This is a genomic window from Methylobacterium sp. 190mf, assembly GCF_900107945.1.
Classification (GTDB): Bacteria; Pseudomonadota; Alphaproteobacteria; order Rhizobiales; family Beijerinckiaceae; genus Methylobacterium.
In genome coordinates this window covers 29,084-50,310 of record NZ_FNVI01000029.1, presented here as the reverse complement: position 1 = coordinate 50,310, position 21,227 = coordinate 29,084, and the positions used below count along the sequence as shown (strand labels likewise).

General features: G+C 71.6%; 20 protein-coding genes. 12 read left to right on the top strand and 8 right to left on the bottom strand.

All coding sequences use genetic code 11. The annotated features are described in order from the left end of the window. Positions 1–8: 8 nt before the first annotated feature. Positions 9–1,532 carry an aldehyde dehydrogenase gene (locus tag C4T42_RS26470; RefSeq protein ID WP_020096172.1) on the top strand — a complete coding sequence of 508 codons (1,524 nt, stop codon included), beginning with the start codon at positions 9–11 and terminating at the stop codon, positions 1,530–1,532. 83 nt (positions 1,533–1,615) lie between these two features. Further along, complete coding sequence (locus C4T42_RS26465) at positions 1,616–3,025, top strand: MFS transporter (protein WP_103986147.1); 1,410 nt, start codon at positions 1,616–1,618, stop codon at positions 3,023–3,025. A gap of 46 nt (positions 3,026–3,071) precedes the next feature. Here the strand turns inward: C4T42_RS26465 and C4T42_RS26460 are convergent, their stop codons facing one another. Continuing rightward, positions 3,072–3,506 carry an SgcJ/EcaC family oxidoreductase gene (locus C4T42_RS26460; RefSeq protein WP_020096170.1) on the bottom strand — a complete coding sequence of 145 codons (435 nt, stop codon included), beginning with the start codon at positions 3,504–3,506 and terminating at the stop codon, positions 3,072–3,074. Between the two features lie 66 nt (positions 3,507–3,572). Continuing rightward, a complete protein-coding gene (locus tag C4T42_RS26455; RefSeq protein ID WP_103986146.1) occupies positions 3,573–4,124 on the bottom strand; it encodes a lipocalin-like domain-containing protein in 552 nt (183 codons plus the stop codon). A 410-nt stretch (positions 4,125–4,534) separates the two neighbouring features. On the opposite strand from C4T42_RS26455, the gene C4T42_RS26450 reads away from it, so the two are divergent. Further along, positions 4,535–6,625 carry a prolyl oligopeptidase family serine peptidase gene (locus C4T42_RS26450; protein ID WP_020096168.1) on the top strand — a complete coding sequence of 697 codons (2,091 nt, stop codon included), beginning with the start codon at positions 4,535–4,537 and terminating at the stop codon, positions 6,623–6,625. Between the two features lie 719 nt (positions 6,626–7,344). Here the strand turns inward: C4T42_RS26450 and C4T42_RS26445 are convergent. From C4T42_RS26445 to C4T42_RS32100, 3 genes are all read right to left on the bottom strand, one after another. Further along, positions 7,345–7,578 (bottom strand): hypothetical protein, encoded by a 234-nt coding sequence (locus tag C4T42_RS26445; protein ID WP_020095857.1) that lies wholly within the window; start codon positions 7,576–7,578, stop codon positions 7,345–7,347. A gap of 305 nt (positions 7,579–7,883) precedes the next feature. Beyond that, positions 7,884–8,231 carry a hypothetical protein gene (locus tag C4T42_RS26440; RefSeq protein ID WP_020095858.1) on the bottom strand — a complete coding sequence of 116 codons (348 nt, stop codon included), beginning with the start codon at positions 8,229–8,231 and terminating at the stop codon, positions 7,884–7,886. Then, positions 8,224–8,391, bottom strand: coding sequence for a hypothetical protein (locus C4T42_RS32100; protein WP_020095859.1), 168 nt, complete (start codon positions 8,389–8,391; stop codon positions 8,224–8,226). Before C4T42_RS32100 ends, C4T42_RS26440 begins: the two co-directional genes overlap by 8 nt. A 412-nt stretch (positions 8,392–8,803) precedes the next feature. Here C4T42_RS32100 and C4T42_RS26435 point away from each other — a divergent pair, with 412 nt between their 5' ends. Continuing rightward, positions 8,804–9,022: a hypothetical protein gene (locus C4T42_RS26435; RefSeq protein WP_020095860.1), complete on the top strand. Its 219-nt coding sequence runs from the start codon at positions 8,804–8,806 to the stop codon at positions 9,020–9,022. Between the two features lie 292 nt (positions 9,023–9,314). Next, positions 9,315–9,605: a hypothetical protein gene (locus C4T42_RS26430; RefSeq protein ID WP_026605349.1), complete on the top strand. Its 291-nt coding sequence runs from the start codon at positions 9,315–9,317 to the stop codon at positions 9,603–9,605. 61 nt (positions 9,606–9,666) lie between these two features. On the opposite strand, the gene C4T42_RS26425 is transcribed toward C4T42_RS26430, so the two are convergent. Further along, complete coding sequence (locus tag C4T42_RS26425) at positions 9,667–10,581, bottom strand: manganese catalase family protein (RefSeq protein ID WP_020095862.1); 915 nt, start codon at positions 10,579–10,581, stop codon at positions 9,667–9,669. Between the two features lie 223 nt (positions 10,582–10,804). Here C4T42_RS26425 and C4T42_RS26420 point away from each other — a divergent pair, with 223 nt between their 5' ends. From C4T42_RS26420 to C4T42_RS26390, 7 genes are all read left to right on the top strand, one after another. Continuing rightward, entirely contained in the window at positions 10,805–11,014 is a 210-nt protein-coding gene (locus C4T42_RS26420) for a hypothetical protein (RefSeq protein ID WP_020095863.1), read from the top strand. A gap of 131 nt (positions 11,015–11,145) precedes the next feature. After that, positions 11,146–12,318, top strand: coding sequence for an alpha/beta hydrolase (locus C4T42_RS26415; protein WP_020095864.1), 1,173 nt, complete (start codon positions 11,146–11,148; stop codon positions 12,316–12,318). A gap of 129 nt (positions 12,319–12,447) precedes the next feature. Next, positions 12,448–13,749, top strand: a complete 1,302-nt coding sequence (locus tag C4T42_RS26410) for an MFS transporter (protein ID WP_020095865.1) — start codon at positions 12,448–12,450, stop codon at positions 13,747–13,749. A gap of 208 nt (positions 13,750–13,957) precedes the next feature. Further along, positions 13,958–15,376, top strand: a complete 1,419-nt coding sequence (locus tag C4T42_RS26405; RefSeq protein WP_020095866.1) for an FAD-linked oxidase C-terminal domain-containing protein — start codon at positions 13,958–13,960, stop codon at positions 15,374–15,376. A gap of 438 nt (positions 15,377–15,814) precedes the next feature. Beyond that, positions 15,815–17,116 carry an oxalate/formate MFS antiporter gene (gene oxlT, locus C4T42_RS26400; RefSeq protein ID WP_026605350.1) on the top strand — a complete coding sequence of 434 codons (1,302 nt, stop codon included), beginning with the start codon at positions 15,815–15,817 and terminating at the stop codon, positions 17,114–17,116. A 279-nt stretch (positions 17,117–17,395) separates the two neighbouring features. Beyond that, positions 17,396–18,097 (top strand): GntR family transcriptional regulator, encoded by a 702-nt coding sequence (locus C4T42_RS26395; protein WP_020095868.1) that lies wholly within the window; start codon positions 17,396–17,398, stop codon positions 18,095–18,097. Positions 18,098–18,123: 26 nt separating this feature from the next. Beyond that, positions 18,124–18,306, top strand: a complete 183-nt coding sequence (locus tag C4T42_RS26390) for a hypothetical protein (RefSeq protein WP_020095869.1) — start codon at positions 18,124–18,126, stop codon at positions 18,304–18,306. Positions 18,307–18,356: 50 nt separating this feature from the next. Here C4T42_RS26390 and C4T42_RS32895 read toward each other — a convergent pair whose 3' ends face one another. Together C4T42_RS32895 and C4T42_RS26380 are read right to left on the bottom strand one after the other, a co-directional pair. Then, positions 18,357–19,229, bottom strand: coding sequence for a peptidoglycan-binding domain-containing protein (locus C4T42_RS32895; RefSeq protein WP_348529877.1), 873 nt, complete (start codon positions 19,227–19,229; stop codon positions 18,357–18,359). Between the two features lie 665 nt (positions 19,230–19,894). Next, on the bottom strand, positions 19,895–21,187 hold the full coding sequence (locus C4T42_RS26380) for a cytochrome P450 (protein WP_020095871.1): 1,293 nt from the start codon (positions 21,185–21,187) through the stop codon (positions 19,895–19,897). Between the last annotated feature and the right edge of the window lie 40 nt (positions 21,188–21,227).

Below are 21,227 nucleotides of genomic sequence, written 5' to 3'. Positions count from 1 at the left end.
GAGACGCCATGACCCTGCACGCGCCGGAACCGACCGTCGAGACACGGGGCAACTTCATCGACGGGCGCGAGGTCGAGGCCGGCGACGGCGCGCTGATCGACGTGCGCAACCCCGCCACCGGCGCGGTGATCGCCCGGATCCCCAATTCGGGGCCGGCCGACGTCGACCGGGCGATGCGCGCGGCCCGGGCGGCCTTCGAGGGCCGGGAATGGGGCGGGATGGACATCCGGGCGCGCGCCCGGCTGGTGAACAGGCTCGCCGACGCGTTCGAGGCCAACCTCGACACGCTCTACCGGCTGGAGACCACCAACAACGGCCGGCCGGTCAACGAGACCCGGGCGCAGCTCTCGCGGCTGCCGGACTTCTTCCGCTACTTCGCGGGCGTGGCGCTGGCGCGGCGCGACGACGTCATCCCGGTCGAGGGCAACTACCTCAACTACACCCGCCGCACCCCGATCGGCGTGGTGGCGAACTGTACGCCGTTCAACCACCCGCTGATGATCCTGTGCAAGTCGCTGGCGGTGGTGCTCGCCACCGGCTGCACCACGGTGGTCAAGCCCTCCGAGTACACGCCGCTCACGACCCTGAAGCTCGCGCAGATCTTCACCGAGGCCGGCCTGCCGCCGGGCGTGTTCAACATCGTGCTGGGGCTTGGCGCCTCGACCGGCAAGGCGCTGGCCGAGCACGGCGACATCAACAAGCTCGTGCTCACCGGCGGCACCGAGGCCGGCCGGATCGCCGGCTCGGCCGCCGCGAAGGTCTTCGCCCACCAGACCATGGAGCTCGGCGGCAAGACCCCCGTGATGGTGTTCGACGACTTCGACGTCGAGCGGGCGGTGAACTACGCGGCCTTCGGCGCCTTCATCGGCGCCGGCCAGACCTGCGTGTGCGGCAGCCGCCACCTCGTCCAGGCCTCGATCTACGACGAGTTCGTCGAGCGGCTCGCCGCCAAGACCGCCGCGATCCGCCTCGGCGATCCCTTCGACCCGGCGACCCAGCTCGGGCCAGTCATCTCCGAGCGCCAGCGCGAGCGGGTGCTGGCCTATGCCGGCTACGGCCGCGACCAGGGCGCCCGCGCGGTGGCGGGCGGGCGGGCGGCCCGGGTGCCGGGCTTCGAGGGCGGCTACTTCGTGGAGCCCACCGTGTTCGCGGACGTCACCGCCGACATGCGCATCTTCCAGGAGGAGGTGTTCGGGCCCTTCACCAGCGTCACCCGCTTCGAGGACGAGGCCGACGCGCTCCGGCTGGCCAACGACTCGCCCTTCGGCCTCGCCGCGGCCGTGCGCACCCGCGACGTCGCCCGGGCCCACCGGGTGGCGCACGCGGTCAAGGCCGGCATCGTCTGGATCAACGACCACCACCGCCTCGACCCGGCCTCGCCCTGGGGCGGGGTCGGCGACAGCGGGCTCGGCCGCGAGTGCGGGATCGAGAGCTTCAACGACCATTTCGACGTGAAGAGCGTGATGGTCGCCACCGGCGACGGGCCCTTCGACTGGTACCGCGACACGGCCGGCCAGCGCCGCCTGAACTGACGTCCGGCGGCGCGGGGGATGCGAGGTCCGCGCCAGACGGACCCCTTCCGCGCCGGCCCCGAACCCGAGGAAGGAAACGCCCCATGTCCGAAGCCGTGAGCCCGGCGGTCAACGCCGGAGGCCGCCTCGACCGCCTGCCGATCGGCCCGTTCCACCGCCGCATCATGTGGCTGATCGGGATCGGCATGTTCTTCGACGGGTTCGACATCTACATCGCCGCCACCGTGCTCGGCGCGACCCTGAAGAGCGGCTTCTCGACCCTGCCGCAGAACGCATGGTTCGTCTCGGCCACCTTCGTGGGGATGATGGCGGGCTCGTTCCTCACGGGCTTCTTCGGCGACCGCTACGGGCGGCGCTTCACCTACCAGGCGAACCTCCTGGTCTTCGGGCTGGCCGCCATCGGGGCGGCCTTCGCGCCCAACATGACGGTGCTGATCGTGCTGCGCTTCATCATGGGCGTGGGGCTCGGGGCCGAGAACGTCGTGGGCTACTCGACCATGACCGAGTTCGTGCCGGCGCGCTCGCGCGGGCGCTTCCTCGGCCTCATGGCGGTGTTCGTCGTCACGGGCCTGCCGGCCGCCTCCCTGATCGGCTACCTGATCATCCCGACCTTCGGCTGGCGGGCGATGTTCGCGCTGGGCGGCCTCGGGGCGCTCGCCGTCTGGTACGCCCGCAAGAGCCTGCCGGAATCGCCGCGCTGGCTCGAGGCCGTGGGGCGCCACGCCGAGGCCGAGGCGCTGATGCGCGCGATCGAGGCCGAGGCGGCCCGCGGCGCGCCGCTGCCGCCCGCCGCCGCCGCCGCGGCGCCCGTCACGCAGCTCGGGCTCGCCGCCCTGTTCCGGCCGCCGCTGCTGTCGCGCCTGCTGCTGGGCTGCCTGTGCCTCGTGGTGATCAACACCCTGCTGTACGGCTTCGTGACCTGGCTGCCGACCTTCTTCATTCGGCAGGGCCTCTCGGTGGCGACCTCCTTCGGCTACGCGCTGCTGATGGGGCTCGGCGCGCCGGTGGGCAGCGCCATCGGCGCCCTGACCGCCGACCGCTGGGGCCGCAAGCCGACGATCATCGGCGCCTCGGCGACGGCCATCCTGTTCGGGATCCTCTACCCGATGACCCTGGACCCGGTCCTGCTGCCGCTGGTCGGGTTCGGGCTGACGGTGCCGATCTACGTGCTGGTGGCCCTGCTGTTCGGGATCTACATCCCCGAGCTGTTCCCGACCGAAGTGCGCCTGCGGGCCTCGGGCCTGTGCAACACGGTCGGGCGCGGGGCGACCATCGTGACGCCCTTCCTGGTCGTTACCCTGTTCGAGACCTACGGCATCGCGGGCGTGACCGGCCTGATGATCGGGCTGCTCGCCCTGCAGATCGTGGCGGTCGCGGCGTTCGGCGTCGAGCCGCGCAGCCAGAGCCTGGAGAGCCTGGAGGCCGGCGTGGCGCCGGCCGAGGGCGGCCCGGCCGCCCGGGCGCGGGGCACGGTTCCGCGCCCGATCCACTGAGACCGGGAGGCGCTCCGCCCGGCCGTCCCCCGGCCGGGCGGAGCGATCAGTTCCAGGTGTGCAGGACCGTGCGCCAGGCGCCGTCGCGCTTCTCCAGCACGTTCACCCAGTTGCCCTCGAACTTCTTCTTCGCGCCCCCGTCCCCGGGGCCGGTCATCTCCCAGCGGCCGGACACGATGAGCAGGTTGTCCTTCGGCAGCGCGGATTTGACCGTCGTCTTGTGCTCGTCCCATCCCTTCGCCTTCAGCCCGGCGAAGAACTTCTGGATGCCGTCGCTGGTCTGCGGCGCGCCCTTCGTGACGACGATCGCGTCGGGCGTGTAGAGCTTGGCCAGCGCGTCCATGTCGCCGCCGTTATACGCCGCGTCCCACTGGCTCGCGGCGCTCTGCGCGTCGGCCTGGACGGTGTCCGACCGGCACAGGCTCGGCGTCATCAGGGCGACAGCGAATACGGTCGCGTGCAGGACGTGGGGACGCAGCATGTCTTCCTCCATCGTGAAGTGTTCTGGTCGATCACGGTGCGAAGGCGCGGGAGCTCCGGATCTTGACTAAGGGTATTTCTCCCAGGTTAGGGTGATGACGCTCATCCTGCCGTCGACGTTGAACTTGAACGGCACCGTCGTGAGGACGAGCCGCCCGTTCTCCTGCGCGACGTGCCGGACCTGGGAGGTCCCGGTCCAGGCCTCGTTCCAGGACGTGTCGATGTCGTGGACGATCCGGTCGCCCTCGAGCCGGTAGGTCCCGGCATAGGCGAAGAAGGTCTTGTGGAGCTTGATCCGGTCCGCGTCGGACATCTTGTCGTTGGCGATCGGCCGCTCCCGGCCTTCGTGGGCGCAGACCACCATCATGCGCCCGTCGCGGCCGTAATGGATCCAGCCGGTCGGCTTCGGGCCGCCGTAGGCGTCGATCGTCTCGCCCGTGTCCACGATCCGGCGCGTGGCCGCGGCGAGGCGCCAGGTCCCGACGACCGCGTCCGCGTCCACCGCCCATCCGGGCGAGATGCCGAGACAACCCGAGACCAGGACGGCGGTGCCCGCGACGCCGACCATCGCCGTCTCGGCGAGCCGAGACCTGCGCAACCCCTGTTCGACGACGCGCATCGCAGCGACCCCCGGTAAGGCCATGGGGACTCAGAGCACGAACCAGACCGTACGCGACAGAACCATCATTGAATACCATGATCGGTGCGAATGCAAGGCATATGTGCTGATTTGATAAAAGCGAAAACAGTCAAAGATCTGATATGGTCCGAATGGCGCTGGAAAGATAAGTATAGATGCGCCCGAGAGACCCGCGCGGCCTGCCGGCCGAGTCGACGGCGCGCGCGGCGGCGACGTTCGGGAGGGGGATCGGCCGCCCGCATGCGGAAACGTCCTGATCCGCGTGTCCGGATCGTCCTTTCCACCTGCGCGAGGCATGCGAACATCTGCGCGTCCGAGACGATTGACCGCTCATCGGGGGAATGCCGCGCGCCTATCGAGGGTGGCGCGCAGGGGCTACGGTCCCACTGATGTCCGCGGCAACCGACCCCCACCCCGACCCCAGGCCGACCCTCGCGCGGCCCGACGACGATCCGTACCTCTGGCTGGAGGAGGTCGACGGGCCCGACGCGCTCGCCTGGGTCGAGGCACGCAACGCGGAGACGCTCGCCCGCTACGGCGATGCCGGCTTCCTCCGCGACCGCGACATCGCCCGGGACCTCCTCGACCGGCCGGACCGCATCCCGTTCGTCCAGCGCTTCGGCAGCTGGCTCTACAATTTCTGGACGGACGGCGCGCATCCGCGCGGCCTGTGGCGGCGCGTCGACGCGGCCGGCTACCGCGCCGCGGTCCCGGACTGGGAGATCCTGCTCGATCTCGACCATCTCGCGGCGACGGAGGGCGAGGACTGGGTCTGGGCCGGGGCGACGATCCTCAGGGACGCGCTCGATCGCGCCCTCGTGCGCCTCAGCCGCGGCGGCAAGGACGCGGCCGTGATCCGCGAGTTCGATCTGGACACCCGCACCTTCGTGGCCGACGGCTTCGTCCTGCCCGAGGGCAAGGGCGGCGCGACGTGGCTCGATCGCGAGACGGTGCTCCTGTCGAGCGCCCTCGGCCCGGGCATGGCCACGCGGTCCGGTTACGCGCGCACCGTCCGGCTCTGGCCGCGCGGCACGGACCCGCGCGACGCGTCCGTCCTGTTCGAGACCGCCGAGACCAGCATGGCGGTCTGGGGCGCGTCCGACCGGCAGACCGGGACCGAGCGGATCACGGTCGTCGAGCAGCTCGGCTTCTTCGACGCGGCTGTCCATATCGGCGATCGCGGCGGCCTGCGCGCGCGCCTCGACCTGCCCACGCATGCCGGGGTCCAGCTGCACCGCGACCACCTGTCCGTGCGGCTGCGGCGGCCCTGGACGGTGGACGGCGTCGCGCACGACACCGACACGGTGCTGGCGATCGCGCTCCCCGACCTGCTGGCGGGAGGCCGCGCCTTCACGGTCCTCTGGCAGCCGGACGCGCGGCTCGCCCTGCAGAGGGTGTTCTGGTCGGCCGGGCGGCTGATCGTGGACGTGCTCGAGGACCTGCGCCCCACCTACCGGGTCTTCGAGCCGGGGCCGGGCGGCTGGACCGAGCGGCCCCTCGCTGGGTTGCCCGCCCTGGGTTCCGTCCATCTCTGGCCCCTCGACGGCGATCCGGAGCGGGCGGACGGAGCCCTGCTGGCGCTGGCCCACGATCCGGTGACGCCGCCGGCGCTGCTCGCCTTCCCGCCCGCGCTCGACGCCCCGGCCGTCCTGCGTCGGGCGCCCCCGGCCTTCGACGCGCGCGGCATCCGGGTGACGCGCCACGAGGCCGTGTCGGCGGACGAGACGCGCGTGCCCTACGTTCAGGTCGGGCCGGAAGCCGAGACCGGTGCGGCCCCCGTCTACCTGACGGCCTATGGCGGGTTCGGGCTCTCGCGCCTGCCGGATTACCAGCCCGTGCTGGGCAAGCTCTGGCTGGAGCGGGGCGGCACCTGCGTGACCGCCAACATCCGCGGCGGCGGCGAGTTCGGCACCCGCTGGCACCACGCGGGCCGGCGCGAGGGCAAGGCCCGGGCGCACGACGACTTCGCCGCGGTGGCCGCCGATCTCGTGGCCCGCGGCGTGACGCGGCCGGGGCGGATCGCGGCCGAGGGCGGCTCGAACGGAGGCCTGCTGATCGCCAACATGCTCACCCGCTACCCGGAGCGGTTCGGGGCGCTGGCCTGCACGATCCCGCTGATCGACATGCGCCGCTACACGAAGCTCCTGGCCGGCGCGAGCTGGATCGCGGAGTACGGCGATCCGGACGACCCGCAGGACTGGGCGTTCCTGTCCGGCATCTCCGCCTACCACGCCGCCGAGGCCGGGCGGGCCTACCCGCCGATCCTGCTGGCCACGAGCCGCGGCGACGACCGGGTCCATCCAGGCCACGCGCGGAAGATGGCGCAGAAGCTCCGCGTCCTCGGCTGCGACGTCGCCTTCTACGAGCCCGCGACCGGCGGGCACGGCGCCGGCAAGGACAGCGAGCAGACGGCGGCGTTCCGGGCGCTGGGGCTCACCTTCCTGCGCCGCGCCATCGGATGGGATGACCCGGTCGCGTGAGCGCGGCCTCGACCCGAACCGCGGCATCGTCCGGGTCCGCATACGGGAACGGCGGGGCTCTCGCCCCGCCGCTCACGCCGTCCGTTCGGGCAGTCCGTCGCCCGGGCGGCCCCGAGGACCGCCGCGGCTCAGAAGCCCATCAGCACCCCGGCCGAGCCGGTCACCGTCATCGCGAGGCCGCCCAGGAAGGCGCCGATCATCGCGTAGGAGAAGCCCTTCAGGACCATGTCGTGCACGCCTCTCATCGAGCAGCGGGTCTCGGGCGAGACCCGGGATCACCAACTGCAATGATGATGCCGGATCGGCCGGCTGCGTGCGGTGCGAAGAGTCACGCTGCGCCGCGGAACCGTTCGGCGCGCGTTCAGGCGGCGACGGTGGGCGAGACGGCCGCCGGGCCCGTCTCGCTCACGCGAAATGGGCCGGCAGGCTGAGGGCCTGCGCGTAGGTCACGAGGGCGACCGCGCCGGCGATCAGGGTTGCCACCAAGGCGATGCGGTTGGTCCAGGTCATCGTCGTCTCCATCGGGTTCGCGACTGTGTTCGCGGTGTGATCCCGATGTACGCCCAAGCTTTCAGGTCCGGCGTGTCCCGGAACACCTGCAGGGCCGCCGCTCGCGCACGGATCCCGGGCCGCGCACCGGCCGGAGGCGGGCAGGGAGGCCGCCTCCGGGCTCGGAGGGCCCCGCAGAGCGGGACGGGACCCTGATCCGCCGGCCCGCTCTATCCAGCCCCCGCGCCCTGATCCGCGTTGGAGGCGACCGTGAAACCCTCGCGATCGAAGACGGTGTAGAGGATGCCGGCCGGATCGAGGCCGAGACCCCCGATATGCGCGATCGCCGCTTCCTTGGCCTCGGCCAGCGTGCTGAACGGGTCCGGCAGCTGATACATCCGTGAGGCCTGCTCGGCGCCGTCGATCCGCACCGGCGGCGTGGTGATCTCGACCGTGTAGGGCACGACGACTGTCCGCCTCGACCTAGTGGAACACGCCGAGGAAATACAGCAACAGGATGATCGGCAGCGGGATTCCCAGCAGCCACAGCAATCCACCGCGCAGCATTCGCGCCTCCTCTATGTCGACAATCGCACCGAAATATCGGCCGGTTCGAGATTGGAACGCGCGAACATCGGAAAGGGATGCACAATACTGGTGCGAATGCTCGGAGCGCACCTTCGGTAGAGCTGCGTGAGATCTGCAGGCGTCCCGCCCCGCGCGGATGGCCGTCCGCGCCCGACCTCCGCCCGGCCGCGGCTGGGACGGCTCAGCGATGCAGCGCGGCGATCCAGTCCCTCAGCGGATCCACCACGTAGGCCATCCAGGTCCGCGCCCAGGCCAGGGCAGGGCGGTTCGCGTCGATCGGCCGGGCGGCCATCAGGGCCGCCACGTAGGCGTCCTCCTGGGGCTTGCACGCGTCCAGGGCGCCCCGCTCCCGGCCGGGCCTGCTCCGGTGCGCCGGCTGCCGGTCGAAGGCCTCGCGGACGCAGCCGTGCCACGCCCGCTCCAGGCCCGGCAGGTCGGCCGGCTCCGCTGCCAGCGCCGCGGCGGGCTCGGCCCCCGCCAGGGCCGCGAGGAGCGTCAGGCCGGCCGCGAGGGGCGAGCGCCTACTCATCCGACGCGCGCTCCGTCTGCGGGGCCGCGTCGGCGAGGGTCATCGCGCGCGCGGCCGTGCGCAACTCGTGGCGGGCCACGCCGTCCGCGAGCGCGACGAGGGCGACGAGCACGAGCCCCAGCATGAGGAGACGGCGGATGGTCGGGGCGGGGATGAGCATCGAGGGCGCCTCAGGGAGACGTCCGCACCGTAGCGGAGCCGTCGCGCGCCGGCTGCCACTCCGATGCCACATGAGTACGGAAAGCGAACGTCCGTCCACGAAATCCCGGCGGGAGCGCCCCGGCGCGCCCGCGAGTCGCGGATGCCGGCCATCGCCGCGCCGGATCGAGCCGCGGTGCCGGGCGCGCCCAAAAGGGGCCGGTCCGGCGCGACGAAGAGACCCCGCGCTCGATCCGATACTGACGATTGTGCGGCGTCGCACGCATTCGCGGCAACCGCCGGCCTAACATCCATGTTGAAGGATGACATTCGGCCCGACAGAGCCGAGGCGATCAAGACCGCCGGAACGACGATCTTCCTCACTCGCGACAGTTGACCGGATGACTTCGTGCCGAAGTCAGAAAAAGTTTGCCATGACCGTCCGCCTGTTCGCTGCCGCCGCGCTCGCCGCGACCCTCGCCGCCGCCCTCGCGACGCCCGCCTCCGCGCAGGGATCCGCCGCACGCCACGGCCTGTCCGACGTCACCGCGGTGATGCTGCCCGAGATCTCCGTCACCTACCACCGGCCCGTGCCGGCCGACCGCTCCGCCGGCCCGCACGTCGCCGGCCCGGCCGGCCGCCAGCCGCGCTGACCGGTCAGGCCCGGCGCCCGCAGGATTGCCGGCCTTCCGCGATCTGACCTGCACGAGGCGTGCACGAGGCCTGCACGGTGCCCGCACGGTGCCCGGCGGGGAGGGCACGTCTCACGGCGCGAAGGCAGATCTCGATCCGGTCGGGCCGGGCGGCGACGCGCATTCGCCGAGCCCGCGCCCGGTCGACATGCACGCGCGATTAGTGTTGACGGCCGTCAATGCTATGCTCGGTGGTCCGTCCACGGTATGCATCGACTTCAGGAGCGCGCCGGGACGCGAAGGGCCGATTGCTATGACACGCTTGACCGTCGCCGCGCTGGTGTTCGCCCTCGCAAGTCCCGCGATCGTCGCGCAGGCCCAGCAGGACATCCCGATCCAGCAGGATCTCAAGCGCATGGATCGCCTCGATCAACGGCTCGGGCGCGAGGATACCGAGTTGAAGGTCGATCCGAACGTGACGCCGGACAATCCGGACGGTGTGGTCGGCTTCGACGGACCTCCGTTCAACTACGGGGATCCCGGCGTGATGGGTGACGGCCCCCTCCCGCCGGGATCGCCCGCCGACGACGACGACTGGTACTGACCGGGGACGGCGCGGCCCGCGGTTCTGAGACCGCGGCGCCCTGCCCGGTTCTGAGCGCGCCTCAGCGCCCCTTCTTGTAGAGCTTGCTGGCGATCTCGAAGATCTCCTCGGGGGCGTAGTTGGGCGCGAAGGCCCCGTAATTGCCGTCGAGTTCCGGGATCTTGCCGCCCTCCGGCAGGCCGTCGACGACCTCCAGGTTGCCGGGCGGATCCCCCGGCAGCGCGACCTCGTCGTTCGACCAGACGCCGGCCGCTTCCTTGTAGTCGTCCGGGCTGAAGCGGTAGAGGCGCCGGTGCGAGCCCTCCTGCAGATATTTCTGGCACTCCGGAATCTTGTCGAGAACGATGTTCGGGGTTGGCAGCATCTTCTCGATCTCGACGCCGGTCAGCTTCTTGAGCGCCAGCGCGTAGGCGTGCGCGTGCACCGAGCCGCGCACGAGCAGGTAGCCGCAGACCTCGCGGCCGGTCGGGTCCTTCAGGGTCTCGTAGACGCGCAGCTTGTGCAGGCGCGCGCCGCACTCCAAGTGGAAGTTGTGCAGCAGGTCGATGATGATGTTGCCCGTCGTCGTCACCATGTCGACGTTCCAGGACTGCGCGTTGGAATTGACCGGTGTCGCGCCGCCGCCGTTGCTCAGGAAGCTGCCGGCGAGCCGGATGTCCTGCATGTTGTGGAACGGGGCCTTCGAGACGTCGACCTCCTCGGTGTCGTCGCCGGGGCCGTTGTTGAGCATCGCGATGCCGGTCGAGACCAGCTCCACGTGCCCGAGCTCCTCGGCGAAGATGCTCGACACGAGGCTGTAGAAGGGGCGCAGCTTCGACTTGTTGCGGAAGTTGAAGCTCTGGAACATGTAGTTCCCGAGGGTCGACATCTCCCCGTACTTGCCGCCGAGCAGCTCCTGCAGCGCGGCCGCCGCGTTGGGATCGGGCTTCTTCGGCTGTGGCAGTTCGGCCTGAAGGCGGTCGAGCTTCATGAACATGCGAGCAGCTCCGTTCGCGCGGGGTGCGCATGACGGCATCTTCCCGCACGGACGATTGTTCCTGCGGCTGAGACGGGGCGGCCCGCGGGCGGCCTCCCGGCGGCCGGCGCCATCCGGCTGTGGACAGTGGCCTCGGCGCGGGCGCCCGGCCGCCATCCTTTCCGGAGCGGTAACCATGCCGGTCCTACCAGCCGCGACCCCGGACGGTGAGGCAGGTGGACGAATGGGCGACGACGTGGCGGCGATCCTGTTGACCCTCGTGACCGAGAATTCCGAGTTGCGCGAGCAGCTCGCCAGCGCGCAGGACATGCTGATGGAGACGGCCATCGATGCCGGGCAGCTTCATGCCCGGATCCAGGGCCTGGAGGCCGAGCGCGACGCGTGGCGGGCCGAGGCCGGGCACCGGCAGGCCCGCGCCGCCCTGACCGCCTGACGGTTCGGCGGCGCGCCGACTGGGCGCGGAGGTGGGGCAGGGCCGGATGCGCGCGGGTCGGATTTCGCGGTCGGATCGCGGAGCGTGTACGCTCGGCGGCCGTCGAACAATCGGCACGGGAGCGCGCGGCCATGGTGACGAACGTCCTGCCCCCGCTCGATCCGGCCGCCCTCCCGAACGGAATCCGCGCCCGCTTCGTCGAGGACGTCAACGGCCTGCGCATGCACGTGCTGGAGGCGGGCGACGGCGGTCCCGACCGCCCGCTCATCCTCCTGGTGCACGGCTTCCCCGAGATCGCCTATTCCTGGCGGAAGGTCATGCCGGCGCTGGCCGCGGCGGGCTACCACGTCGTCGCCCCCGACCTCCGGGGCTACGGCCGCACCGCGGACGCGCCGGTCGCCTTCGCGGACGACCTCGCGCCCTACCGGCTGCACAACCTTCTCCTCGACCTGCTGTGCCTGATGAGCGCCCTGAAGCGCGACAGGGTCGCGGCGCTCGTCGGACACGATTACGGGTCCTGGGTCTGCGGCTACTGCGCCCTGGCGCGGCCCGATCTCTTCGGCATGGTCGCCCTCATGAGCGCGCCCTTCGCGGGGGCGCCGGGGCTCGACGCCCTGGCACGCGGCCTCCGGACGCCGGCCGACGACCCGATCCACGCGGCGCTGGCCGCCCTGCCGCGCCCGCGCACGCACTACCACCGCTACTACGCGACGCGCCGCGCCGCCGCCGACATGGAGCGCAGTCCCCAGGGCCTCGCCGCGTTCCTGCGCGCCTATTTCCACCACAAGAGCGCGGACTGGCCGGACAATCGACCCCGCGCGCTCGCCGGCTGGACGGCCGAGGCCCTCGCCGAGATGCCGACCTACTACGTGATGGATGAAGGCCGGACGATGCCCGCGACCGTGGCGCCGGAGATGCCGGAGCGGGGCGGCGCGGACTGCGCCTGGCTGACGGAGGCAGAACTCGCCGTCTACGCGGCCGAGTACGCGCGCTCCGGCTTCCAGGGCGCGCTCCAGGGCTACCGGTGCCGCATGGATGGCAGCATCGACCGCGACCTCGCGCGGTTCGCCGGCCGGCGGATCGAGGTCCCCCTCCTGTTCGTGTCCGGGGCGCGCGACTGGGGCCCGTTCCAGGCGCCGGGCGCGCTGGAGCGCATGAAGGATGCCGCCGGCGCGGGCCTGCTCGGCTGCCACTTCGTGGCGGGGGCGGGGCACTGGGTTCAGCAGGAGCAGCCCCGGGCCGTCGCGGACCTCCTGCTCGACGCGCTCGGTCGCGGCGGGGCCGGATCCCGCCCCGGCGCGTAGGCGCCCGCCGCCGCACCGCGTCCGCTTCTATCGGGGCGCCGACGGCCCGGCTATGTCTCCCGCCAACCGACCGGAGGCCCGGTCGGATCGGGCGCCCGGCGTCCGTTCCGGATCCTCGAGGGGGCGACGATGGATGTGGAAGCGCGCGCCATCCGGCGGGTCAGCAGGCGGCTCCTGCCCCTCCTGATCACCTGCTACTTCATCTCCTACCTCGACCGGGTCAATGTCGGCTTCGCCGCGCTGACCATGAACGGGGACCTCGGCATCTCCGCCACGGCCTACGGGCTCGGGGCCGGCATCTTCTTCCTGAGCTACTTCGTCTTCGAGGTGCCGTCGAACCTGATCCTGGAGCGGGTCGGGGCGCGGGTGTGGATCGCCCGCATCATGCTGACCTGGGGACTCCTGTCGGGCGCGATGGCCTTCATCGTCGGCGAGAAGAGCTTCTACGCCGTGCGCCTGCTGCTGGGCGCCGCGGAGGCCGGGTTCTTCCCCGGCATCATCTTCTACCTCACGCTGTGGTTCCCCGCGCGCTACCGCGCGCGCATCATCGGCACCTTCATGGCCGCGGTCCCGCTCTCGAGCGTCATCGGCTCGCCGGTCTCGGGGGCGTTGCTGGGCCTCGACGGGGTCTGGGGCTTCAAGGGCTGGCAGTGGCTCTACGTCCTCGAGGCGCTGCCCGCCGTCATCCTCGCGGGCATCGTCCTGGCCTTCCTGACGGACCGGCCGGCGCAGGCGGCCTGGCTGCCCGACGACGAGCGCGCGTGGCTCACCGAGCGCCTCGCGCAGGAGCGGCGGGCGCGCGAATCCGCCCGCCGCTACAGCGTCGCGGAGGCGCTCCTCGACCGGCGCGTGCTCGCCGTCGCCTTCGTGTATTTCGGCAACGTGGCGCTGCTCTACGGGCTCAGCTTCTTCCTGCCGCAGATCGTCAAGGGCTTCGACCTCACGAACCTCCAGACGGGTCTCGTCAGCCTCATCCCCTTCGCGATCGGGATCGTCGGCATGCTCGCCCTCGGGCGCTCCTCGGACCGCAGGGGCGAGCGCAAGGGGCACGCGGCCTTCGCGCTCCTGCTCGCGGCCGGCGGCACGGCCGCGGCGGCGCTGGTCTCCGATCCCTACGCCAAGATGGCCCTGTTCAGCGTCTCGGCCTTCGGCATCTTCGGCGGCCTCCCGGTGATCTGGACGCTGCCCACCGCCTACCTGTCCGGCGCCGCGGCGGCCGGCGGCATCGCCATCATCAACGCCCTCGGCAACCTTTCCGGCTTCGCCGCGCCCTACGCGGTCGGCGCGATCAAGGACGCCACCGGCACCTTCACGGGCGGCCTCCTCCTCATCGCGGCGGCCGGCCTCGCCGCCATGGTGACGGTCCTCTGCCTCACCCACGACCGGCACCTGGAGCAGGCCGCGGCGCGCGGCGCGCGGGCGGCGGAGTAGGCGCGGCGGGGCAGACGCGGTGGGTGAACGCGACCCGGGGGGAGGGGGCAGCGCCGCCGCCCCGCCGCGCCCGGGTGGCGGGCGGCCGCCGATCGACCTACGGTCGCGTCGCCAGGTCGTCCCAGCGGAGGCCGTGTCGCGGGGCCGCGCGGCCCCCGGGACACGCCGTCCCCGGCGACGCCCCAGTTCGAGCCCATCGGAGCAGCCCATGAACGCCCCCGTTCCCGCCCCGCGGACCCGCCCGGACGCGGCGACGATCGCGGGTCTCGCCGAGGCCCTGCGGGCCGTGCTCGGGGACCGGGTGACGGCGAGCCCGGCGGTGCGCGAGCAGCACGCCAACCAGCTCACCTGGGCGCCGTGCGAGCCGCCGGACCTCGTGGTCTTCCCGCACTCCACCGCGGAGGTGCAGGCCGTCGTGCGCGCCTGTGCCGAGCGCGACATGCCGATCGTGCCCTACGGCGTCGGCACCTCCCTCGAGGGCCACGTCAACGCGCCGTTCGGCGGCGTCTCGATCGACACGGGGGCAATGAACCGCGTCCGCGCGGTCCATGCCGACGACCTCGACTGCACGGTCGAGGCCGGCGTCACCCGCAGGGCGCTGAACGCGTACCTGCGCGACACCGGCCTGTTCTTCCCCATCGATCCCGGGGCGGACGCCACGATCGGCGGGATGGCGGCGACGCGGGCGTCGGGCACCAACGCCGTGCGCTACGGGACGATGAAGGACGCGGTGCTCGGGCTCACCGCGGTGATGCCGAACGGCGACATCGTCACGACCGCCCGGCGGGCGCGCAAGTCGTCGGCCGGCTACGATCTCACCCGGCTCCTCGTCGGCTCGGAGGGCACGCTCGGGATCATCACCGAGGTCACGCTGCGCCTGCACGGCATCCCCGAGGCGATCTCGGCGGGCATCTGCCCGTTCCCCTCGATCAAGGCGGCCTGCGACGCCACGATCCTGACGATCCAGTCCGGCATCCCGGTCGCGCGCATCGAGCTGCTCGACGAGGTGCAGGTGGCGGCCTGCAACCGCTACTCGAAGCTCGCCCTGCCGGAGACCCCGCTGCTCCTCGTCGAGTTCCACGGCACGGACGCGGGCGTGCGCGAGCAGGCCGAGCGGTTCGGCGAGATCGCCGCCGATCTCGGCGGCGGCCCGTTCGACTGGGCGACCGGGGCCGACGAGCGCGCGCGCCTCTGGCAGGCGCGCCACGACGTGTACTGGGCCTCGGTCGCGCTGCGGCCGGGTCCCACGATCAAGAACATGTCGACCGACGTCTGCGTGCCGATCTCGCGGCTCGCGGAATGCGTGGAGGCGACGAAGCGCGACATCGCCGCGACCGGGCTCACGGCGCCGATCGCCGGCCATGTCGGCGACGGCAACTTCCACACCCTGCCGCTCGTCGATGCCGACAGCCCCGAGGAGATGTCCGCGGTGGCCGGCTTCCTCGACCGGCTCGTCGCCCGCGCGCTGGACCTGGGCGGCACCTGCACGGGCGAGCACGGGATCGGCCAGAAGAAGATGCGCTTCATGGAAAGCGAGCACGGGCCGGAGGCGCTCGGCCTCATGCGGACCCTGAAGCGCGCGATCGACCCCCGGAACCTCATGAATCCCGGCAAGCTGATTCCCTGACGCGCCCCGCGACCCGGCGCCGCCGTCCGCGTCGCCCGTCGATCCCTCCGATCCCTCCGATCCGGGCCGATCGTCTGCATCGGTGCTGTTCAGGGCCGAGCGATCACGTCGTCCGATCCTCAAAGCTGGGGATCGCGCCGACGCCGCGGGCCGGGTCTCAGATGGCGCCGGCACACCGAGGACGGGCGTCCGCGAGAGCGGCGGCCGGCCGCGCGATCCGGTAGCACGCGCGAGATCGCCCTCTAATCCCGAATTCTCGGCCGAAACGGATGAATTATTCTGCTTGCCATACGTTCCTGGCACACAGAATAATGCATGCCGCCGTGCCAATTTCGGAACCCAACATAAGGTTCCGGCGCGGGCAAGGAATTCGTCGGCGTGCACGCCAATCCTATAGCACGCCGCTGAATGTCAGCGCAGGAATGAGGGAGGAAGCTCATGGCCATGCCAAATGCCACGCCGGCTACGGCAGTACCCAGTACAAATCGATGGCTGCAGATCGTGCTCGGCGTGATCTGCATGGTTGCAGCGGCGAACATCCAGTATGCCTGGACGCTGTTCGTCCCCGAGATTCAGAAGACCTTCGGCTGGGACCGCGCCGCGATCCAGGTCGCCTTCACGATCTTCGTCGTCGTCCAGACCTGGCTGACTCCGATCGAGGGTTACTTCATCGATAAGTACGGCCCGAGCCGCGTCGTCATGTTCGGCGGTCTGATGACGGGCCTGGCCTGGGTCATCAACTCCTACGCCACCAGCCTGAGCGGCTTCTACCTCGGCTCGGTGGCCGGCGGTATCGGCGTCGGCTGCGTCTACGCCACCTGCGTCAACAACGCGCTCAAGTGGTTCCCGGACAAGCGCGGCCTCGCGGTCGGCCTCACGGCGGGCGGCTACGGCGCCGGCTCGGCGCTCACCATCCTGCCGATCGCCAAGATGATCGACAGCGGCAACTACGCCCAGGCCTTCTTCGTCTTCGGCCTGATCCAGGGTGCCATCATCATCGCCGCCGCCATCGCCATGCGCGCCCCGCGCAAGGATCAGGTGCCGTTCTCCACCAAGGTCCTGCAGTCGCGGCGCGACTACACCCTGGGCGAGGCGCTGCGCACCCCCGTGTTCTACGTGATGCTGCTGATGTTCACCTGCACGGTGACGGGCGGCCTGATGGCCGTGGCCCAGCTCGGCGTGATCGCGCAGGATCTCGGGGTGAAGAACTTCCAGGTCAACCTGTACTTCTTCGCCATGGCCGCGCTGCCCTTCGCGCTGATGCTCGACCGGATCATGAACGGCATCTCGCGCCCCCTCTTCGGGTTCGTCTCGGACCGGATCGGCCGTGAGAAGACGATGTTCATCGCGTTCGCGATGGAGGGTATCGGCATCGTGGCGCTGGGCTACTTCGGCTCCAACCCGTGGGCCTTCGTGATCCTGTCCGGCGTGGTGTTCCTGGCCTGGGGCGAGGTCTACTCGCTGTTCAGCGCCACGGCCGCCGACACCTTCGGCTCGAAGCACATCGGCAAGATCTACGGCGTGCTCTACTGCGCCAAGGGCTTCGCCGCGCTGTTCGTGCCGGTGGGCAACCTGATCATGCAGGCGACCGGCACCTGGGCGACCGTCCTCTACACGGTGGCGACCATGGACCTGATCGCCGCCGTCCTGGCGATCGCGGTCCTGCGGCCGATGCTCAAGCAGCACCACGCGGCGAACAACGACGCGGCGGCTCCGGCGATGAAGCTGGCCCACGCCTGAGCGACGGCCCCGGCCGCTCCGCGGCCGGGGCGAAGCCTCCCCGACCCGGCTCCGGAATTCCGGAGCCGGGTCGGCCAGCACCGGGCAGCTGGCCCGCACGGAGACCGTCTCGTCGAGACGCAGGGCGCCGCGGGCGATCGCGCATGTTCGGGCGCGCATCGACGATCGGGCGAGGGGCGGCTGTCCTGGCGCCTCGCTCTCACGCGATAGCCCGGCCACGCTCGGCGCCATTCCAGGACCTGAGGCCAGAATCCATTCTCGCGTTCCCGGAGTTCGACTGTGCTGCAGCCTTCCGAGACCTCTCTGGGTCTAGCCTCGATCGGACAGACCCTGAGTCTGCGTGAACAGGCCTACGACAGCATCAAGCAATCGATCCTGGCGATGGATCTCTACGCCGGATCGGCGCAGATCCGGCTGCACGAACACCAGATCGCGCAGGATCTCGGCATCAGCCGCACGCCGGTCCGGGAAGCCCTGACGCTCCTGGAGCGGGAGGGCTTCGTGTCCACGGTGCCGCGCCGCGGCCTCTTCGTGACGCGCAAGAACAAGCGCGAGATCGTCGAGATGATCACCGTCTGGGCCGCGCTCGAAGGCATGGCGGCCCATGCCGCCGCACGGAACGCCGAGGATGCCGATCTCCGCGCGCTCGGCAGGGCCTTCGAGGCGTTCGATATCGCGACTCTGCCCGACCATCTGAAGGCCTACGACGAGGCCAACCTCGACTTCCATCGGACGATCATCCGTCTCGGCGGCTGCGGGTTGATGGTCGAGATGACGACCAACCTGTTCATTCACATGCGGGCGATCCGGTCGGCCTTCCTCCATCGGGCCGGGAGGCTCGAGGACTCGATGCGCGAGCATGCCGCCATCATCGCCGCCTTGCAGGCACGCGACGCGGATCGGGCCGCGATCCTCGTTCGCGATCACGCGCTCGGGCTGATCGCGCATGTCGAGGCGCACTGGGTTTGGCCAGAGGGGTGAGAGGCACCTCTGACGGAGGACCACCGATGCTACCGTCCGTTCAGACGACCGATCTGCTCGGCCTCGGCTTCCTGATCATCGGGCTCGCCGCAGCTGGGATCGCCAGCGCGAGCCGGTCCGCGCGTTTCGCAGAGGAGCCGCGCGAGGAGCTCGCGGGCGGGGCTCTGCTGGTGGCGATCCTCGGCCTCGCCTTCGTGCTCGCCGAGTGAGCGGGCGCGGCGCGTCGTGAGCGCCGGACTTCCCGGGAGCCCGCCGCGCGCTACGGGGTCGCCTGCCCCGCGCGTGCGTTCCACTTCTCGAACTTCCCGAGCGCGCCCCACGCCGTCAGCCCGATGAAGATCGGCATCGTGTAGGGGCTCAGCCCGAAGGCGGGCGTGAGCTGTGCGAGCACCTGCCCGAGACCGGTGTTGAGCGGCACCTGGGACAGGATCTGCGTGGCGACGGCGCCGATGATGCCGATCGCCGACTTCTTGCCGGAGAGCAGCTGCCCGATCGTCTGCCCGAGCGCGCCGTTGACCGGCCCGAGGACCGCGCCGTCGGGACGCGCCGCGGGCGGGCCGGGCAAGATCGGGGCGGTCGGGAGGCGCGCACCGTCGATCTGTCGGCGCAGGGCCTGGAGGAACTCGTCGAGCCGCGCCGCGACGTCGGCGGGCGGCGCGGCCGGCGCGATCACCACCGGGGGCATCGAGGCAGGTTGCATCGGGGCGGGCTGCATCGGGGTGACCGCCCGCGCGGCGAGCTGTCGCTCCAGGTCCTGGATCCGCGTCAGCACCGCGTGGTCCGGCGCCGCCGGCCGCAGCGCCTCCTGGATGGCGGCGATCGTGCGCGCGTCCGCGAGGCCGGTATCGTCCAGACCGCACCGCGCCTGGAACGTCGCGACGGCCGTCATGGTCCGCGGCCCGTTCCGGCCGTCCTCGACGAGGGGCGGCGTCGCGCCGAGGCGATTGAGCGATTGCTGGACCCAGAGCGTGCTGTCGGCGAGTTCGTCGTCGGGCTCGCGGGACACGGCCGCCTCGACGGCGCGCGGCGCCGCGAGCGCGACCGTCGCGTCGAGGTCGATGAGGCTCCGCAGGATCACCGCGGTGCCGATCTGCGTGTCGACCACGTTCGGGTCGAACACGTGGTCGCGCACGAACTTGCCGCCGCGCGCCCGGCGGCCCGTAGGCCGTCGATCCGCCCCAGAGATACGGCGAGTTCACGCCCCGGCCGTGGTAGCCGTAGCCGTTGAAGCCCTCGAGCCGGTAGAGGGCCCGCGCGACGCTCCAGTCGCCGAGCCCGACCAGGCCCTGGAGGCGCAGCGCGTCGACCGCCCCTTCGACGAAGGCCTGCGGCCCCGTGAACGGCCCGCGCCCCTTCGGGACGATCGTGGTGCGCCGTCCGAGCTTCTGTCCGTTGCCGAGATACGTGTCGAAATCGAAGGCTGATTCCCGGTAGTGGCAGAGCCCGATGAACCACCAGGGCACGCCGGTGCGCGCCTCGATCTCCTGGTAGCGCGGCTTGCCGGCGGCGAGCTGCTGCGCGAGCTTGCGCACGGTCGCGAGCTTCTCCGGCCGGATCTGGAGCGACGCCCAGGTCCGCTCGTAGCCGTCCTGAAAATCCTGGAAGGATGCCATGTCGATGCTCCGGGCTCTGCGGTGACGAAGCCTTGATGGGACGGCCGGCACCTGCGCGCGGCCGGGCGCCGATCGGGCGGGGCTCCGGGCGACGCCCCGGATCCGGGCGCGCGCGGTCGCGCGCCGCCCGGGCTCGCGACGGAGGGACCGGGTGCGGTGTCGGCGACGTCCCGCGCGCGCCGGGCTAACCGGGCCCGGCGGCCCCCGCCGGCCGGCCGGCGCAGGAGATCCGGAACGCGGTCGGGAACGGCGTGCCCCCGTCCTCGACCGCGCCCTCGGCCCGCACGGCGTCGCGCAGGAGGATGCGGCGAACGATCTCCGGGACCATCGCGCCCGCCACGTAGCGGCCGAGGCACTCGTGATGGCCCCGGCCGAAATGGAGATAGGTCTGCTCCGGGCGGGCCGGGTCGAAGCGGTCCGGGTCGGGCACGCCGGTCGCGTCGAACATCGCCGACAGGCTGAGGGGCAGGACGACCCGGCCCTTGGCGATCCCGCTCTCGGCCGGGCTGCCCCGGCCGAGCACGTGGTCGGTCTCCGCCTGGCGGAACATGAAGGCGACGATCGGCGCGAAGCGCAGCGCCTCCCACACGTAGCCGTCGAAGGCGGCGGGTCCGGTCCGGGCGGCCGCGCGGGCCGCCGCGAGGATCTGCGGCCGGCCGAGGAGCTCCGCGAGGGCGTGCACCACGGCCTCCGACGTGGTCTCGATGGCCCCGATCAGCAGGCCGCCGACGTTGATGACGACGCGGTCCATGCCGAAGCCGGTCGCCGCCGGCAGGTGCAGCCGGAGCAGCCGGGTGAGGACGTCGTCGGGCAGGTCGGCGCCGGCCTCGATCGCCGCGACGCGCGCCGGGATGATCCTGGCGAAGGCCGCCCGCATCTCCTGGCGCGCCAGATCCGCCGCCGCGTGGATCGCGTCGGCGTCCGGGCGCTCGTCGAAGGGGAGGTTGTTGAACTGGTCGAACTGGTTCGCGTACGACCAGCGCAGCAGGTCGGCATCGGGCGCCGCGAACCCGAAGAAGCGCTGCACGATCCGCAGCGGGACGCGGCGCGAGACCGACGCCACGACGTCGATGGATCCGCCGCCCTGGTCGAGACCCGCGTCGAGGGCCGCGTCGGTCTCGGCGCCCGCCAGATCGCGGATCGCCGGGAGGTCGCGCCAGGACAGCACGGCGCGCATGACCGCCTTGTCGCGGTAATTCACCTCCGTGCCGTCGAGCGCCAGCATGAACTCGCCCATCTTGGGCTTGTAGAGCGCGACGGAGAAGACCTGCGGCAGGGACAGGATCTCCTCGACCTCGGCGCGGCCGGCGACGAGGATGGCCGCGCCGCAATCCAGGGCGGTCCGTCGCGCGCGCAGCTGCGCGAAGAAGGGCTGGGGCGCGCGGGCGATCCAGTCCCGGGCGCGCTGCCAGCGCTCCGCCACCGGCAGGGCCTCCAGGAAGGCGAGGCAGGGCGTCTCGGGAGCGGCGGCGCGCATGCACGACCTCCTGTGGCGTTCGCGGAGCGGCGCGGGCCGT

What these genes read in the sequence shown, in the direction of transcription:
- C4T42_RS26465 (WP_103986147.1), top strand. Translation starts at nt 1,616, where the DNA reads ATGTCCGAAGCCGTGAGCCCGGCGGTCAACGCCGGAGGCCGCCTCGAC.
- C4T42_RS26420 (WP_020095863.1), top strand. Translation starts at nt 10,805, where the DNA reads ATGGGCGACGACGTGGCGGCGATCCTGTTGACCCTCGTGACCGAGAAT.
- C4T42_RS26425 (WP_020095862.1), bottom strand. Translation starts at nt 10,581, where the DNA reads ATGTTCATGAAGCTCGACCGCCTTCAGGCCGAACTGCCACAGCCGAAG.
- C4T42_RS26435 (WP_020095860.1), top strand. Translation starts at nt 8,804, where the DNA reads ATGACCGTCCGCCTGTTCGCTGCCGCCGCGCTCGCCGCGACCCTCGCC.
- C4T42_RS26405 (WP_020095866.1), top strand. Translation starts at nt 13,958, where the DNA reads ATGAACGCCCCCGTTCCCGCCCCGCGGACCCGCCCGGACGCGGCGACG.
- C4T42_RS26450 (WP_020096168.1), top strand. Translation starts at nt 4,535, where the DNA reads ATGTCCGCGGCAACCGACCCCCACCCCGACCCCAGGCCGACCCTCGCG.
- C4T42_RS32100 (WP_020095859.1), bottom strand. Translation starts at nt 8,391, where the DNA reads ATGCTCATCCCCGCCCCGACCATCCGCCGTCTCCTCATGCTGGGGCTC.
- C4T42_RS26415 (WP_020095864.1), top strand. Translation starts at nt 11,146, where the DNA reads ATGGTGACGAACGTCCTGCCCCCGCTCGATCCGGCCGCCCTCCCGAAC.
- C4T42_RS26440 (WP_020095858.1), bottom strand. Translation starts at nt 8,231, where the DNA reads ATGAGTAGGCGCTCGCCCCTCGCGGCCGGCCTGACGCTCCTCGCGGCC.
- C4T42_RS26455 (WP_103986146.1), bottom strand. Translation starts at nt 4,124, where the DNA reads ATGCGCGTCGTCGAACAGGGGTTGCGCAGGTCTCGGCTCGCCGAGACG.
- C4T42_RS26470 (WP_020096172.1), top strand. Translation starts at nt 9, where the DNA reads ATGACCCTGCACGCGCCGGAACCGACCGTCGAGACACGGGGCAACTTC.
- C4T42_RS26390 (WP_020095869.1), top strand. Translation starts at nt 18,124, where the DNA reads ATGCTACCGTCCGTTCAGACGACCGATCTGCTCGGCCTCGGCTTCCTG.
- oxlT (WP_026605350.1), top strand. Translation starts at nt 15,815, where the DNA reads ATGGCCATGCCAAATGCCACGCCGGCTACGGCAGTACCCAGTACAAAT.
- C4T42_RS26410 (WP_020095865.1), top strand. Translation starts at nt 12,448, where the DNA reads ATGGATGTGGAAGCGCGCGCCATCCGGCGGGTCAGCAGGCGGCTCCTG.
- C4T42_RS26430 (WP_026605349.1), top strand. Translation starts at nt 9,315, where the DNA reads ATGACACGCTTGACCGTCGCCGCGCTGGTGTTCGCCCTCGCAAGTCCC.
- C4T42_RS26460 (WP_020096170.1), bottom strand. Translation starts at nt 3,506, where the DNA reads ATGCTGCGTCCCCACGTCCTGCACGCGACCGTATTCGCTGTCGCCCTG.
- C4T42_RS26380 (WP_020095871.1), bottom strand. Translation starts at nt 21,187, where the DNA reads ATGCGCGCCGCCGCTCCCGAGACGCCCTGCCTCGCCTTCCTGGAGGCC.